A 14,541-nucleotide genomic window follows, 5' to 3' on the forward strand; every position below is an offset into this window, starting at 1 on the left:
GCAAATCACGCAACAAGCGCTGACAACGGGGCGATTTTCTTGCTACTATGCGCCCATGTCTTCCCGCCAGCCCACCCGCAAGCTTGCTCATCACGGTGCCGCCGCCCTCGCGCGCACACCGTGGCGGCTGTGCGTGGCGCTGTTCAGTGCGCTGGCCCTCGTGTTCCTGCTGTCGACGGCCGCCTCGCACCTGCACAAGACCACCCTCGACACGGAAGAGTGCGCGCTGTGCGCCACGGCCATCGACAAGGTGGCCGACATTGCCGTGCCGCCGGCCATCGCCGAGCCGCCCGCCCAGTTATTGCCGTACCGCTTGCTGGCCATCGCGCCCGCCACCCTGGCGCCCGTCGCCGCCCTGATCCTGCCGCCCGTGCGCGGTCCGCCTGCCGCCTCACTGTAGTTCCCACGCTGTTTTTCCTTTTTCAGGCTGCCCCTAGTCGCGCGTTCATGCGCGCCGGGCCGCCTGGCGTTGACTATTTTGAGGTTCATCATGCAACACACTCCCCGTCTGAGCGCGCTGTCGCTCGCCCTTGCCAGCCTGTTTACCGTTTCCGCCCACGCCGCCGAGCCTGCCGAGGCCAATACCGATGCTGCCCCGCAAGACATGCAAAAGGTCGAAGTCACCTCTGCCCACCTGAAAAGCGCGCGCATCGAGCTGTCGCCGAAAGTCGGCACCACCATCTACAGCATCGACAGCCATATGGTCGACATGCTGGGCCAGGGCGACAACACGCCATTCAATGAAGTGCTGCTGCGCCTGCCGGGCGTGTCGCAGGATTCGAAAGGTTCCGGCGCCCTGCACGTGCGCGACGACCATGCCAACGTGCAATACCGCATCAATGGCGTGCAACTGCCGGAAAGCATCACCGGCTTTGGCCAGTCGATCGACACGCGCTTGATCGACAAGACGGATTTCATGACGGGCGCCTTGCCGGCCCAGTTCGGCCTGCGCACGGCGGGCATTGTCGATATTGAAACGAAGGAGGGTGGCATGACACCGGGTGGGCGCATCGGCATCATGGTCGGCAGCCACGACCACGTGGAGCCGAGTGCCGAATTTTTCGGCAGCGTGGGCAAGTTCAATTACTACCTGTCCGGCAGCTACCTCGGTAACTCCCTGGGCGTGGAAAACCCGCAAGACACGCGCAGCGCCCTGCACGACAAGACGCGCCAGAACAAATCGTTCGGCAGCCTGTCGTATTTCCTCGATGACAATACGCGCCTGGGCGCCATGTTCGGCACGTATAACGGCCGCTTCCAGATCCCGAACAACCCGAACCAGGCGCCGGCCTTCTCGCTCGATGGCCACAACGATGCACAGGCGGGCACGTCCACGTTACCGTCGTCGCAGCTCAATGAAAACCAGCGCGAAGTGAACCGCTTCCTCGTGCTGTCGCTGCAAAAAAGCCTGGGCGACGTCAATTACCAGGTCTCGGCCTTCCACCAGTATTCGGAACTGCACTTCACGCCCGATGCCATCGGCGACCTGATCTACAACGGCGTGGCTTCGGACTCGCGCCGCGCGAACAGCGCTTCCGGTGCCCAGTTCGACATCAGCTACAAATTGCACCAGGACCATACCGTGCGCGCGGGCCTGGCCTACACGCGCCAGAAGACGACGAGCGACAACACGGTGGCCGTCTTTCCGGCAATCGACGGCGCGCAAACGTCCACCACACCGATCACGGTGCTGGACAACAGCGGCAAAACGGGCACCCTGGCCAGCTTTTACTTGCAAGATGAATGGCATATCAGCAAGCCGCTGACCCTGAACTATGGCGCCCGCTTCGACAAGGTCTCGGCCTACACGAGCGAACAGCAATGGAGCCCGCGCGTCAACCTGGCGTATCAGCTGGCGCCGGGCACGGCCCTGCACGCCGGCTATTCGCGCTACTTCACGCCGCCGCCGCAGGAACTGGCGGCCCAGGGCAGCATCGACCTGTATGCGAACACGACAAATGCGCCGGAAATCGGCCAGTCGGACAACGTCAAGGCCGAACGCACGCATTACTACGATGTGGGCATCAGCCACCAGGTCAATTCGAAACTGACCGTGACGGCCGATGTGTACTATAAAAAGATCAACAACCTGCTCGACGAAGGCCAGTTCGGCCAGGCATTGATTTTGACGCCATTCAACTATGCGGATGGCTACGCCAAGGGCCTGGAGTTATCGGCCATCTACAGCGAGAAAAACTGGGGCCTGTTCCTCAACGCCAGCACGCAAAAGGCGCAGGGGCGCAACATCAATTCGGGCCAGGCCCTGTTTGGCGCCGATGAGTTGAACTACATCAGCCAACACTATGTCTACCTCGATCATGACCAGAAATACACCGTGTCGGGTGGTGGACACTATCACTTTGGCGATTCGCAAGTAAGCGCTGACTTCCTCTACGGCAGCGGCCTGCGCATGACCCCGGACGGTGGCGCGCCGAATTCCGGCCATTTGCCAAGTTACTTCACCGTCAACACGGCGCTCACGCATACGTGGAAAAACACGCCGGTCGGCAAGGTGGAAGGACGTTTGGCCCTGATCAACCTGTTCGACAAATCGTATCTGCTGCGCGACGGTTCCGGCGTGGGCGTGGGAGCGCCGCAGTACGGCGCCCGCCGCAGCATCTATGCCGGCCTCTCAACCAGCTTTTAACCGTTACGCGCGAAGACAGCGGCAGGGAGCAACGCCTGCCGCTGTCGGTTGCCGTACTATTTCATGACTTATCCCCAGATGATGGGCGCCTGGCCATGCGCTTGCAAATAGGCGTTGGCCTGGCTGAACGGCTTGCTGCCAAAGAAACCTTTGCTGGCCGACAATGGCGAGGGATGCGGCGCCGCCAGCACCAGGTGCTTGCCGGGGTCGATCAAGGTGCGCTTGGCTTGCGCATAGCCGCCCCACAGGATGAACACGAGATTATTGCGCTCGGCGGACAGGTGGCGGATGGCGCTGTCCGTCAATTTCTCCCACCCCTTGCCCGCGTGCGAACCGGCCACCCCGGCGCGCACCGTCAGCACGCTGTTGAGCAGGAACACGCCTTGCTCGGCCCAGTCGGACAAATCCGTGCGCGTGCGCGCCACGCCCACGTCGCTGTGCAATTCCTTGAAGATATTTTGCAGGCTAGGCTGCGGCGGCGTGCCATCGGGAATCGAGAAGCACAGCCCCATGGCCGCACCGGGCGTGTGATACGGATCTTGCCCCAGGATCACGACCTTGACTTGCTCGAACGGCGTCAGGTCGAACGCGCGGAAGATCGTTTTACCCGGCGGAAAACACGGCCCCGCCGCATACTCTTGCTTCACGAAGGCGGCCAGGCGTTCCCAGTAAGGCTGGGCAAACTCGCCCTCCAGCCGCGCCTTCCACGATGCGTCGATGCGTACGTCCATGCGTCACCTCATAGCTTATCTGTCAACCATGCTTTTTCAGCATGCCAGTATAGGACGCTCAGCCGCATGAGGTGGGCACGATACGAACAGGCAAAAAAAAACCGCCTGGCTAAAGCGGACGGTTTTTGATACAACACAAGGTGCTTAGAAATTCAGCGCCGATTCCACGCCGGCGCTGTGCGCCTGTTCATCCGCGTGGTACGAGCTGCGCACCATGGCGCCGACGGCGGCGTGGGTGAAGCCCATCTTGTACGCTTCTTCCTCGAACATCTTGAAGACGTCCGGGTGCACATAGCGGCGCACGGGCAAGTGGCTGTTCGACGGCGCCAGGTACTGGCCGATGGTCAACATGTCGATGTCGTGCTCGCGCATGTCGCGCATGACTTGCAGGATTTCCTCGTCCGTCTCGCCCAGGCCCACCATGATGCCGGACTTGGTTTTCACGTCCGGATACATGGCCTTGAAATCTTTCAGCAGCTTCAGCGAGTGCATGTAATCGGAACCGGGACGCGCTTCCTTGTACAGGCGCGGCGCCGTTTCCAGGTTGTGGTTCATGACGTCAGGCAAGCCATCCTTGAACAACAGCAACGCTTTTTCCAGGCGGCCGCGGAAGTCCGGCACCAGCACTTCGATGCGGGTGTTCGGCGACAGGGCGCGCGTTTGCTGGATGCACTCGACGAAATGGCCGGCGCCGCCGTCGCGCAAGTCATCGCGGTCGACGGAGGTGATGACGACGTAGTTCAAACGCAGCTTGGCGATGGTTTTCGACAGGTTGGCCGGCTCTTCCTTGTCCAGCGGATCAGGACGGCCGTGGCCGACGTCGCAGAACGGGCAGCGGCGCGTGCACTTGTCGCCCATGATCATGAAGGTGGCCGTGCCCTTGCCGAAGCACTCGCCGATGTTCGGGCAGCTGGCTTCCTCGCACACCGTGACGAGTTTGTTTTCGCGCAGGATGTCCTTGATTTCATAGAAACGGGTCGATGCCGACGCGGCCTTGACGCGGATCCAGTCCGGCTTTTTCAGGCGCTCGACTTGCTCGATCGGAATGATCTTGATCGGGATGCGCGACGTCTTGCTGGCGCCTTTTTGCTTTTCGCTCGGGTTGTAGGCGGGAGCGGCGGGGGCGGTGCTGGAAATGGTCTCAGAAGTCATGGCTGCAAGCCCTTAACGGGCATGTTGGTTTGTTTGCTCAGGCATCCGCTGCCTGAGGCGCGCCTGCGGCGCTGTTTGCTTCGCTTACATCGAGTAATACGGTCAATTCATGGGCCAGGGCCCGCTGCACTTCGGCCAGCGGCGCCACCACGCCCATGCTGCGCATGTCCACCGTCTTCAGACCGGAATAGCCGCAAGGGTTAATCCAGGAAAACGGCGCCAGGTCCATCGCCACGTTGAGCGATACGCCATGGTAGGTGCAGCCGTTGCCGCGCACTTTCAAGCCCAGCGCGGCGATCTTCGCACCCTTGTCTGGTCCGTCGGCAATATAAATGCCAGGCGCGCCATCGATGCGCTCGCCAGCGAGATTATACGCCGCCAGCACGTTGATGATGGCTTGCTCGATTTTATGCACGAACTGGCGCGCATACAGCTTGCCGCCCGGCTTGTTGCGGCGCAAGTCCATCAGCAGGTAAATCACCACCTGGCCGGGACCGTGGAACGTCACTTCGCCGCCCCGGTCCGTCTGCACCACGGGAATCGCATCTGCGCCGGCCAGCAGATGGCCGCGGTCGGCAGCCAGGCCCAAGGTAAACACGGGCGGATGCTCGACGATCCACAGTTCGTCGCGCGTGTCCGTCGTGCGCGCGTCGGTAAAGGTGCGCATGGCGGCAAAGGTGGGCTCGTAATCGACGCGGCCCAGCTCGCGGATCAGCGCCGTTTCGGTGCGGGTGGTGGTCATGACAGATTCTGTAATCAGCTGCCGGCGCCCTGCGGACGCTGCGGCGAAGCCGTGATTATAAGCCAGGCGGCCATTTCATTCCGGGGCGGACTCTGGCAACAGCAGCAATCTGCCCAATTTTTGTGCAGCGTGGCGTACCTGGGCCAGGCTCAAGGCCGTATAACCGAGCAGCACGGCCGGCGCCAATTTTGCGCCATGGCAAAAGTCGCCGAGCGGCTGCAGCGCCAGCCCTTCCTGCGCGGCGCGCGCGCAAAACACCCGTTCATCGCTGTCTTGCGGCAGCCACAGCACGCAATGGAAACCCGCCTGCTGTCCAGTGACCGTGTAGCGCCCGGGCGCGGTCTGCTCGAGGCAGGCCAGCAACAGGTCGCGCCGCTCCTTGTAGGCCAGGCGCGCCTGGCGCAAGTGGCGCACGAAGGCGCCTTCCTCCATCCAGGCGGCCAGCGCCAGCTGTTCCGTCACGCCCACGGAGCGGCCCGTCAACTGCACGATGCGCAGCAACTGCGGGCGCAAAGCGGGCGGCAGCACCATGAAGCCCACGCGCAGGCCGGCAAACAGGGTCTTGTTGAAACTGCCACAATAAATCACGCGCTGGTACTGGTCCAGCGCCTTCAGGGCCGCCAGCGGCGCGCTGTGGTAATTGAATTCGCTGTCGTAATCGTCTTCCACCACCCAGGCGCCATTGTCGTTCGCCCATTCCAGCAGCGCCAGGCGGCGCGTGACGGACATGGTCACGCCCAGCGGCGACTGGTGCGCCGGCGTCACATACGCGAGGCAGGCGTCCGCGTGCGCGGCCAGAGCGGCGCAATCGATGCCCTCGGCGTCGACGGCAATGTCCACCGGCACGGCGCCCGCGAGCGCGAACAGGGCGCGCGCGGCCGGGTAGCCCGGATCTTCCAGGCAGACTTTATCGCCGTCGCGCACGATGCCGCGCGCCAGCAAGTCGATCGCGTGGCGGATGCCGGTCGTGACGACGATGTCCTGCGGGTCGCAGCGGATGCCGCGGTACTTGGCGAGGAAATCGGCGATCTGCTGGCGCAGCTGGAGCAGGCCGGCCGGCTCGGCGCTGCACAGCTGCTCCGGCGTGACGGCGGCCAGCGCCCGCGTGGCGCACTTGGACCAGGCGGCCATGGGAAACAGGCTGGCGTCGGCGCGCCGCGCAACAAACGGCAAGCCGTCGCGCACGCCCGTCTCCGAAGCGGGCGCGGGCGCCACAGCCAGCGTGGCCGGAGCGGCATCGCCAAAGCCTGCCATCAAGAAACGTTCCGGTACGACGGCGCACACGCGCGTGCCGGAGCCGGGCACGCGCGTCACGTACGCTTCCGCGTGCAGGCGGTCGAACACGGTTTCGATGGTGCCGCGCGACAACTCCCACCGTTCGGCCAGGGTGCGGCTGGACGGCAAACGGCTGCCCGCCGGCAGCATCTTCGTCAGGATGGCCGAGCGCAGCGCTTCATACGCGCCATCCTGCTTGTTGACGCCTTCCTTGTCGAGCCAGCTGGTCGGGCGAGGCAAGTCCAGGGCGTGCGGTGATTTTCCTCGCGGCATGATAATCGTCCAAGTGGTCCAATGAGTTTTCTGATGAGTGGCACTTCGCATTACACCACAACCATCCTACTCTCACCGTTCCGGTGCGCCAGCGGGGCGCACGCTTGTATGGATCGTATAAACAATGCAGAAACAAATCGCTGTATGGGCCTGGGGCGGCATCGTGCTGCTGCTGGTCTGCCTGTCGCGCATCAGCATCGACATCTATTTACCTTCGCTGCCGGCCATGGCCGATGCCCTGCATGCCAGCGATGCCCAGTTACAACTGACCTTGAGCCTGTTCATGGCCGGTTCGGCCGCCTCGATGCTCGCTTGCGGGCCGCTGGCCGACCGCTACGGACGCCGTCCCGTGCTGCTGGCCGGCACGGGTATTTATGTGCTCGCCAGCATCGTCTGCACCGTGACCAGCGACGTGCACGTGCTGATCGCCGCACGCGTGCTGCAAGCGTTCGGCGGCTGCAGCGGCACCATCATCGGCCGGGTCATGGTGCGCGACCGCTTCGATCCCGCCACGCAAGCGCGCATGCTGGGGAAAATTTCGATGGTGATGGGCTTGTCGCCTATCCTCGCGCCGCTGGCCGGCAGCGTGCTCGACGCGGCATTCGGCTGGCGCGCCGTGTTTGGCGTGTTGTGCCTGCTGGGGGCGCTGTCGCTGGGGCTGATCGCCGCGTATGTGCCGGAAACCAGGCCAGCCAGCGTCGTACCACAAGGAAATACCCTTGCGCTGTACCGCCGCCTGCTGGGCGATGCGTATTTCCTGCGCTATGCGCTGGCCATCGGCTGCGTGTATTGCACATATTTCCCGTTCATCGCGGAATCGTCCGTGCTGTTGCAAAGGGGCATGCATCTGTCGCCGCACGCATATGCGCTGGTGTTCGCGCTGACGGTCAGCGGCTATATCGCGGGCTCGAGCCTGTTCCGTGCGCTGGGACCGCGCCTGGGCGCCGATTACATGCTGGGCGTGGCGGTGCTGATCAATGTGGCGGGCGCGGCCAGCCTGTTGCTGGCGGGTACGTTGGCACCGCGGCACGTGGCGTCGCTGGTGGCGCCCATGCTGCTGGTGATGGTGTCGGTGGGCATGGCGATTCCCGCCTGCCAGCTGGCCGTGCTGCAGCCGTATGGCGACCAGGCGGGCAGCGCCTCGGGCCTGTTCTTCTTCGTGCAGATGCTCATCACGGCCGTTTGCGGCGCCGTCATCGCCGCCATCACGGACGGCAGCGAAAAGCCGCTGCTGTGGGTGACGGCGGCGGCCAGCGCGGCCTTTGCCCTCGTGTGGCGGCTGACTAAATCGGCGGCGGCACCTGCGCCAGCCACTGCTGTACGGCAGGGCGCTGCCACTGGGCCAGCGCATAGTCGCGCAGGGCAGGGGGCACCGGCTCGCCGCTCTTGATCAAACGCAGCAGCATCAGGGCCAGGTCCGTGTCGGCGATGCTCCAGGCGCCAGCCAGGTAGTCACCGTGCACGAGTTCGCCTGCGATCTGCAGCAGCTTGGCGGCAGCGGCCTGCGCCGCCGGCGACAGCGGCGCATGGTCCGCGCGGGGCGGGTGGAACACGACGGTGGAATCGCGCTCGTTGCGCAGCGCCAGCAGATCGCTGCGCAGCCACGCCTGCACTTGCCGCGCCCGCGCCCGCTGGCGTACGTCGCGCGGCAGCACCGATGGATAGTCGGGCGCGGCAAAGACGTCGTCGAGGTAGTCGGCGATCGCGTTCGATTCCGTCAGGACAAAGCCGGCATGCTCGATGGCGGGCACGCGCTGCGTCAGGCTCAGAGTGCTGAACGGCGGCTGGCGCGCCGCGCCCGCGTCCAGGTCGACGTCCTGCACGGTGAAGGAAACCCGCTTTTCGCTCAGGGCGACAAAGGCGGACAGGGAGTACGGGCTGATGCGGTTGCGGTCGACATACAAAATGAGGGACATGGCGGATTCCTGTGGGTAAGTGAACAGGATTCATCATAAAGCGCCGTGTGAAGCTAACAAAACGAGTTATATTCGTTGTTGTTGTTACTTTTATTCACATCAAACGCCATGTCCAGACTGCCCAATTTTTCAGCATTGCGCGCCTTCGAGGCGGCCGCCCGCCATGGCAATTTTTCGCGCGCGGCCGAGGAGCTGCACCTGACGCATGGCGCCATCAGCCACCAGGTGCGCAAGCTGGAAGAAGAGCTGGGCTTGCCGCTGTTCCTGCGCAACGGCCGCCACGTGACGGTCACGCCGCAGGGGCGGCAATTTGCGCTGGTGCTGGGCAAGGCTTTTACGGAGATCGCCACGGCGGCGCAAGCGCTGCGGCCCGCGCCCGCCAATACGCGGCTGACGATCACGGCGATTCCCTCATTCGCGGCGCGCTGGCTGGCGCCGCGCCTCGGGCATTTCATCGAACGCCATCCCGGCATCGAAGTGGTGCTGCAAACGAGCGGCGCCTTGCAGGACCTGGAAGGCGAGGGGATCGACGTGGGGATCCGCTTCGGCCGCGGCCATTATCCGGGCTTGCTGGTGCAGCCGCTGATGGGCGACGTGTATTACCCCGTCTGCAGTCCCCATTACCGAGGCGGCAACTTGCCGGCCACGCCGGCCGAACTGGCGCAGGCGACCTTGCTGCGCTCGCTCGAACCGTGGCGGCCATGGCTGGCGGCGGCCGGCTTGTCGCTGGCCGAACCGGTGGGCGGCGTACTGTACGAGGATTTGTCGATGCTGATACGCTCGGCCATCGATGGCGACGGCGTGGCGCTGGTGCGCCATGTGGTGGCGCTGCAGGAGGTGGCGGCGGGTCGGCTGGTGCGCCTGTTCGATATGGCCGTGCCCTGCGCCGATGCGTATTACCTGGTCAGCCCGCCCGCTGCGGCGCAGCGCGAGCCCGTGCGCGCCTTCCGTGCCTGGCTGGGCGAAGAAATCGCCGCCTTCCAGGCACGCGAAGCGCCCACCTTGCTTACATGACGATCTTGACCATCGGGTGGCCCGACAGCGCCGTGTACAGGGCGTCGAGCTGCTCGCGGCTGATGGCGCGCACGGTGACGGTCAGGCCCGTGTAATTGCCCTTGCCCGATGGGCGCTCTTCCATGCGGCCCGCGTGGAAGGTCGGGTCGTGGCTGATGACCAGCTCGAGCATGGTCGGCGCGAAGTCGACATGCGTCGGGCCCATGATCTTGATGGGAAAATCGCTCGGGTATTCGATCAGCGATTCGCTAGGGGGAATCGTCACTTCGGTCGGTGGGGTCGTTTGCATGGGAATTCCAATCAGTGCCGGTCAGAACAGGCAGCGCTTATCGCGCGGCGGCTGCATAAAAGCGTATTGTAGCCAACTTTGAGGGCGGCTGCGCCAGCCGCCATGGCGCAGACGGCAAGGCAAAAAAAAAGCCAGCTGGGTAAGCTGGCGGAAAACTATTTCGTTTGGACAAAATAGCCGGAAAAGCGATGCTGTCACTTGGAGGATAAGCAGTGGTCGTACTGTAGACAAACGACGGCGGCTTTACCTCCGGTATGTGACGAACTGCGCATTTCGCGGCGTGAATGTCGATACGGGGCGACAGACGGCGCGGCCGTCAGCGCTCCACCTCCTGCATCCGGCCATTGCGGCCGGGACCGCCGCGCTCGTTGTGACGCTCATGGTTGCGCTCACGCGGCGGATTGGCGCGCTCGGCACCGCGCGCTTCCTGGGGTGGACGGGCGGCTGGGGCCGGCATCGGCGGCGGCGCGGGGCGCGGCTGGGCCACGGGCGGCGGGGCAGGCAAGGACGGCGGCGGCGCCGTCTGCAACGCTTCGCGGCGGGAGTCACGCTCGGCGCGGTGCCAGTCGGCGCGGGGCCGCTCCCCGCCACGCCACCCGGGGCGGGCCACATGATCTTGCACGGGCGGCAAGGCCGGCATCGCCGGCATCAGGGGCTGCGGCGGCACCGGCGGCTGGGCCGGCACGGGCGGCCGGTTCGGCTGCATGGGACGCGGCGCCATGTGCGTCACTCCATCGTCCGTCTGCAAGCGGCCGGGACGGTTCACCCAGTCGCGCCGGGGCTCCCTGTCGCCGCGCGGCGCATCAACGGGACGCTGCCAGTTGCCAGCCGGCGCAGGCGCCGTGCTCAACGGCAAGCTTTGCATGACGGGCGGCGGCATGGTGGTGCGGTTGCGGCGCGGCACGTCGACCGTCCGCGAGCCGCCAAAACGCTCGCCGGGCAGCATCGTCATGCCTTCGCGCCGTTCGCGCTCGCCCGCCACGGGGCGGCGCCCCTCGGCCATCCGGTTGATGCGGCGCTCATACTCGGCGCTGGCGCGGTAGCCGGGCACGTAGCGCTCATGCGGCGACAAAGGAAACCAGCCGACGCCGGGGCGCTGGCCATGCTGTGGTCCGTTATGTGGTCCATGATTACCGCCGACCCAGCCCACCAGGGCCGGCGCCCAGGGCACGCGGCCGCGCTCGCGGCCCGGCGCCCAGCCCCAGCGGTGGCCCAGCAGCACCCAGCGGCCGTAGTGCGAGGGCGCATAGCCCCACGGCGCATTGTCGACCCAGGTCCAGCCCCACGGCGCGATCCACGTCCAGCGCCCGTCGCTGTACGGCGCCCAGCCGGCCGGCACCGCGCTGGGCAGCCACAAGGGGCCGTATTCCGCATCTTCCTGCCAGGCGCCGTAGCGGTCCAGCTCTTCATAGCCGGTCGTATCGTCGGTGACATAGCGCAAGGCCGGCGCGGCGGCGGGCAAGGCTTCGGGCCAGTTGTCGAAGGCGATCCGGTGCAAGGCGCCCGTGCGCAATTCCTCGTCCGTCAGCTCGGCGCGCTTGCCTGCGCGCAAGGTCACGCTGCCTGTCGCGCCATCCACGTCGGCCGCGCCGTCGAGCACGCTGACGACGCTGGCGCCGGGCTGGCGGCCCGCCTCGATGCGCACCCAGCCCGGCTGGGTCAGGATCACGCGGGCCTGGGCGGTGGTCAGCTCGAAGCCGCGCAGCGCATCGGGATTGCGCACGCGCACGCTGACCGTGCCATAGCTGAGGTGCAATTTGAAACTGTCGTCATCGAGCTCGCTCACTTCCAGTTCGGAATCGCCATCGAGGCGCACGGCGGCCGCGCCCACGCGAAACTCGGCCAGCGCGCCGCGCATGGTGCTCAAACGGTTATCCGTCGTGACGGGCCAGTTCAGCAGGGCGTTTTGCGCGTCGCCATCGCCGGCGCGCACCAGCACCTGCCCTTCGACGGTGGAAATACGCCCCACGCGGGCGGGCGGATCCTCGGCCAAGGCCAGGGAACACGCCGACGACAGCAGCACGGCGCACACGGTGTTGAGCAGAGGGAAAGACAGGATAGGACGCATGGCAGCGCTCCAGGCAGGACTTACAAGGACAACATGCTCCGATTACATCCGCATCAGGCGGACATCGCAAGCGGGCTTACAAATGTTTGCATATTGACTTCGTTCAGGATGTCGTCTGGCCGCCGCGCTTGACGAAGAACAGGGCCGCGCCGACGGCCATCAGCAAGCCGCCAAAGAAGCGGTTCTGCTTTTTCACGGCCTTGGCGTCGCGGAAAAAGCGCTGCATTGACGAGGCGAGGAAGGCATAGCTGTGCATGACGATCTGGTCGATCGTGCACATGGTGACGGCCAGGATCAGCAGTTGCGGCAGCAAGGGCGCGGTAGGGCTGATGAATTGCGGCAACACCGCCACCATGAAGATGATGCCCTTCGGGTTCGTCACGTTCGTCAAAAAACCCGTCAGCACGCGCCGGCGCCAGGACGGCACCACGGCGTCGGCGTGCAGGTCGCCGGCCACCGCCACCTTGGCGCGCCACTGCGACAGGCCCAGGTAGATCAGGTACAGGGCGCCCACCGTCTTGACGATATTGAACGCCACTTCGGAAGCCAGCAGCAAGGAGCCCACGCCGGCGCCGGCGATACCGAGCACCACCAGCAGCCCCAGTTGCAGGCCGAGAATCGTGGCGCTGGCCTTTTTCACCCCGTACGACAGGCCGTGCGACATCGACAGCACGGCGCCCGAGCCGGGCGAGACGGCGATGATGGAGGCGGCGACGACAAAGGTGATCCAGGTGGCAAATGGCATGCGGTTTCCAAAAAAATGGGAATGAGAGGCAATTTTAACCCGCTCAGTGCGGCCTTGCCGGCCCGCCCTGAGGTAAGATCGCAGTCATGCCTTACCTAGGCCATCCCTTGCCGTACAACCAAGAATAACATCATGAAAAACAACACTTTCCTCGCTCCCCGATTCCCTGTCACCAAAGCGGGAGCGCGCTGAGATGGCCGGCTCCAGCCTGTTGGCCCTGCTCGACGACATCGCCAGCATCCTCGATGACGTTTCCCTGATGACCAAAGTGGCCGCCAAGAAGACGGCCGGCGTGCTCGGTGACGACCTGGCCCTGAACGCACAGCAAGTGGCCGGCGTGCGCGCCGAACGCGAATTGCCCGTCGTCTGGGCCGTCGCCGTCGGTTCGCTGAAGAACAAGGCCATCCTCGTGCCCGCCGCGCTGGCCATCAGCGCGTTTGCGCCATGGGCCATCACGCCGCTCTTGATGGTGGGCGGCGCCTACCTGTGCTTCGAGGGTTTTGAGAAGATCGCGCATAAATACCTGCATCCGGACGACAGCCACAAGGCCGAGCTGGCCCAGGCGCTGCGCGACCCGCAGGTCGACCTCGTCGCGCTGGAAAAAGACAAGATCAAGGGCGCCATCCGCACCGATTTCATCTTATCGGCGGAAATCATCGTCATCGCGCTGGGCACGGTGGCCGCGGCCACCTTCGCCGAGCAGGTGGCTGTCGTCGTCGGCATCGCCCTCATCATGACGGTCGGCGTGTACGGCCTGGTGGCCGGTATCGTCAAGCTCGACGACGCGGGCTTTTACCTGGCGGCGCGCAAGGGCGCGGGCGCGCTGATGGATGGCGTGCGCGGCTTTGGCCGCATGCTCGTGTCGGCGGCGCCGAAACTGATGAAATTTCTCTCCGTCGTGGGCACCCTGGCCATGTTCATGGTCGGCGGCGGCATTCTGACGCACGGCTGGCCGTGGGCCAGCGGCATGCTGCATCACGCGGAAGCAGCCGTCGGCGGCGTGGCCGGCATCGGCCCCGTGCTGGCAGCCGTCACGCCCAGCCTGATCAACGCGGTAGCCGGCCTCATCGCCGGTGGCCTGGTGCTGGCCGGCGTCACGGCCGTGTCGGCTTTGTTGCGCATGGTCAAGCCAAGCAAATAGGCTTTCTGGTCTGATGGGGCGGCAGGCGCATCCGTGCCTGCCGCCCCGGCCATGCCGGCGGCGCCGTCCGTCCATGGAGACCCTATGCAGACTTCCCCCATCCAACGCCCCAGTAGCGCCTTTATCGGCGCCTCCTGGGCGGCATTGCTGATCGGCGTCATCACCTATCTGTCCGGCCTGTGGAACACCAGCATGGCGCTCAACGAGAAGGGCTATTACTTCACGATCCTCATGTACGGCCTGTTCGCCGCCATCTCGCTGCAAAAATCCGTGCGCGACCGCGCCGAAGGCATCGCCGTGACGGGCATCTATTTCGGCCTGTGCTGGATTTCCGTCCTGCTGGCCTTGCTGCTGCTGACGGTCGGCCTGTGGAACGCCACCCTGCAGAACAGCGAGAAGGGTTTCTATGCGATGGCATTCCTGCTCAGCCTGTTTGCCGCCGTGGCCGTGCAAAAGAATGTGCGCGACGTGGCGCGCGCCTCGGCCGCGACGCCCGCCGAGATACCGGGAACTTAAACACCAGCCGCGTATCTATCCTTGTATCCATC

Annotated in this window: 14 protein-coding genes; 6 read left to right on the top strand and 8 right to left on the bottom strand. The window is 64.9% G+C overall.

Translation table 11 applies throughout. The annotated features are described in order from the left end of the window. Positions 1–55: 55 nt before the first annotated feature. Positions 56–400, top strand: coding sequence for a hypothetical protein (locus SKZ59_RS12225; RefSeq protein ID WP_319991926.1), 345 nt, complete (start codon positions 56–58; stop codon positions 398–400). Positions 401–490: 90 nt separating this feature from the next. Continuing rightward, positions 491–2,647, top strand: coding sequence for a TonB-dependent receptor (locus SKZ59_RS12230; protein ID WP_319991927.1), 2,157 nt, complete (start codon positions 491–493; stop codon positions 2,645–2,647). A 68-nt stretch (positions 2,648–2,715) separates the two neighbouring features. Here SKZ59_RS12230 and SKZ59_RS12235 read toward each other — a convergent pair whose 3' ends face one another. The 4 genes from SKZ59_RS12235 to SKZ59_RS12250 all read right to left on the bottom strand — a co-directional run bounded on the left by SKZ59_RS12235 (position 2,716) and on the right by SKZ59_RS12250 (position 6,820). Continuing rightward, positions 2,716–3,378, bottom strand: coding sequence for a uracil-DNA glycosylase (locus SKZ59_RS12235; RefSeq protein ID WP_319991928.1), 663 nt, complete (start codon positions 3,376–3,378; stop codon positions 2,716–2,718). Between the two features lie 144 nt (positions 3,379–3,522). After that, complete coding sequence (gene lipA / locus SKZ59_RS12240; RefSeq protein WP_034752483.1) at positions 3,523–4,530, bottom strand: lipoyl synthase; 1,008 nt, start codon at positions 4,528–4,530, stop codon at positions 3,523–3,525. Between the two features lie 37 nt (positions 4,531–4,567). Then, positions 4,568–5,272, bottom strand: a complete 705-nt coding sequence (lipB, locus tag SKZ59_RS12245) for a lipoyl(octanoyl) transferase LipB (RefSeq protein WP_319991929.1) — start codon at positions 5,270–5,272, stop codon at positions 4,568–4,570. Between the two features lie 75 nt (positions 5,273–5,347). Beyond that, positions 5,348–6,820: a PLP-dependent aminotransferase family protein gene (locus tag SKZ59_RS12250; RefSeq protein ID WP_319991930.1), complete on the bottom strand. Its 1,473-nt coding sequence runs from the start codon at positions 6,818–6,820 to the stop codon at positions 5,348–5,350. Positions 6,821–6,944: 124 nt separating this feature from the next. Here SKZ59_RS12250 and SKZ59_RS12255 point away from each other — a divergent pair, with 124 nt between their 5' ends. Beyond that, positions 6,945–8,210 (top strand): multidrug effflux MFS transporter, encoded by a 1,266-nt coding sequence (locus SKZ59_RS12255; RefSeq protein WP_319991931.1) that lies wholly within the window; start codon positions 6,945–6,947, stop codon positions 8,208–8,210. Here SKZ59_RS12255 and yfcF read toward each other — a convergent pair. Next, entirely contained in the window at positions 8,104–8,736 is a 633-nt protein-coding gene (yfcF, locus tag SKZ59_RS12260) for a glutathione transferase (protein ID WP_319991932.1), read from the bottom strand. The two genes, SKZ59_RS12255 and yfcF, sit on opposite strands and share 107 nt — an antisense overlap. A 108-nt stretch (positions 8,737–8,844) precedes the next feature. Between yfcF and gcvA the strand changes: the two genes are divergently transcribed. After that, entirely contained in the window at positions 8,845–9,750 is a 906-nt protein-coding gene (gene gcvA / locus SKZ59_RS12265) for a transcriptional regulator GcvA (RefSeq protein WP_319991933.1), read from the top strand. Here the strand turns inward: gcvA and SKZ59_RS12270 are convergent. The 3 genes from SKZ59_RS12270 to SKZ59_RS12280 all read right to left on the bottom strand — a co-directional run bounded on the left by SKZ59_RS12270 (position 9,743) and on the right by SKZ59_RS12280 (position 12,852). Continuing rightward, a complete protein-coding gene (locus tag SKZ59_RS12270; RefSeq protein ID WP_034752493.1) occupies positions 9,743–10,039 on the bottom strand; it encodes a DUF493 family protein in 297 nt (98 codons plus the stop codon). The two genes, gcvA and SKZ59_RS12270, sit on opposite strands and share 8 nt — an antisense overlap. 316 nt (positions 10,040–10,355) lie before the next feature. Beyond that, positions 10,356–12,107: a DUF6600 domain-containing protein gene (locus SKZ59_RS12275; RefSeq protein ID WP_319991934.1), complete on the bottom strand. Its 1,752-nt coding sequence runs from the start codon at positions 12,105–12,107 to the stop codon at positions 10,356–10,358. A 103-nt stretch (positions 12,108–12,210) separates the two neighbouring features. Further along, entirely contained in the window at positions 12,211–12,852 is a 642-nt protein-coding gene (locus SKZ59_RS12280; protein WP_319991935.1) for a LysE family transporter, read from the bottom strand. A gap of 193 nt (positions 12,853–13,045) precedes the next feature. Between SKZ59_RS12280 and SKZ59_RS12285 the strand changes: the two genes are divergently transcribed. Together SKZ59_RS12285 and yiaA are read left to right on the top strand one after the other, a co-directional pair. After that, entirely contained in the window at positions 13,046–13,993 is a 948-nt protein-coding gene (locus tag SKZ59_RS12285; protein ID WP_034752497.1) for a DUF808 domain-containing protein, read from the top strand. A gap of 84 nt (positions 13,994–14,077) precedes the next feature. Continuing rightward, positions 14,078–14,509 (top strand): inner membrane protein YiaA, encoded by a 432-nt coding sequence (gene yiaA, locus SKZ59_RS12290; protein ID WP_034752499.1) that lies wholly within the window; start codon positions 14,078–14,080, stop codon positions 14,507–14,509. Positions 14,510–14,541: the final 32 nt, after the last annotated feature.

It is taken from the genome of Janthinobacterium sp. GMG2 (genome assembly GCF_033949445.1).
Classification (GTDB): domain Bacteria; phylum Pseudomonadota; class Gammaproteobacteria; order Burkholderiales; family Burkholderiaceae_D; genus Janthinobacterium; species Janthinobacterium aestuarii.

What these genes read in the sequence shown, in the direction of transcription:
- yfcF (WP_319991932.1), bottom strand. Translation starts at nt 8,736, where the DNA reads ATGTCCCTCATTTTGTATGTCGACCGCAACCGCATCAGCCCGTACTCC.
- SKZ59_RS12250 (WP_319991930.1), bottom strand. Translation starts at nt 6,820, where the DNA reads ATGCCGCGAGGAAAATCACCGCACGCCCTGGACTTGCCTCGCCCGACC.
- yiaA (WP_034752499.1), top strand. Translation starts at nt 14,078, where the DNA reads ATGCAGACTTCCCCCATCCAACGCCCCAGTAGCGCCTTTATCGGCGCC.
- SKZ59_RS12280 (WP_319991935.1), bottom strand. Translation starts at nt 12,852, where the DNA reads ATGCCATTTGCCACCTGGATCACCTTTGTCGTCGCCGCCTCCATCATC.
- SKZ59_RS12230 (WP_319991927.1), top strand. Translation starts at nt 491, where the DNA reads ATGCAACACACTCCCCGTCTGAGCGCGCTGTCGCTCGCCCTTGCCAGC.
- lipB (WP_319991929.1), bottom strand. Translation starts at nt 5,272, where the DNA reads ATGACCACCACCCGCACCGAAACGGCGCTGATCCGCGAGCTGGGCCGC.
- SKZ59_RS12225 (WP_319991926.1), top strand. Translation starts at nt 56, where the DNA reads ATGTCTTCCCGCCAGCCCACCCGCAAGCTTGCTCATCACGGTGCCGCC.
- SKZ59_RS12255 (WP_319991931.1), top strand. Translation starts at nt 6,945, where the DNA reads ATGCAGAAACAAATCGCTGTATGGGCCTGGGGCGGCATCGTGCTGCTG.
- SKZ59_RS12270 (WP_034752493.1), bottom strand. Translation starts at nt 10,039, where the DNA reads ATGCAAACGACCCCACCGACCGAAGTGACGATTCCCCCTAGCGAATCG.
- SKZ59_RS12235 (WP_319991928.1), bottom strand. Translation starts at nt 3,378, where the DNA reads ATGGACGTACGCATCGACGCATCGTGGAAGGCGCGGCTGGAGGGCGAG.
- SKZ59_RS12285 (WP_034752497.1), top strand. Translation starts at nt 13,046, where the DNA reads ATGGCCGGCTCCAGCCTGTTGGCCCTGCTCGACGACATCGCCAGCATC.
- gcvA (WP_319991933.1), top strand. Translation starts at nt 8,845, where the DNA reads ATGTCCAGACTGCCCAATTTTTCAGCATTGCGCGCCTTCGAGGCGGCC.
- lipA (WP_034752483.1), bottom strand. Translation starts at nt 4,530, where the DNA reads ATGACTTCTGAGACCATTTCCAGCACCGCCCCCGCCGCTCCCGCCTAC.
- SKZ59_RS12275 (WP_319991934.1), bottom strand. Translation starts at nt 12,107, where the DNA reads ATGCGTCCTATCCTGTCTTTCCCTCTGCTCAACACCGTGTGCGCCGTG.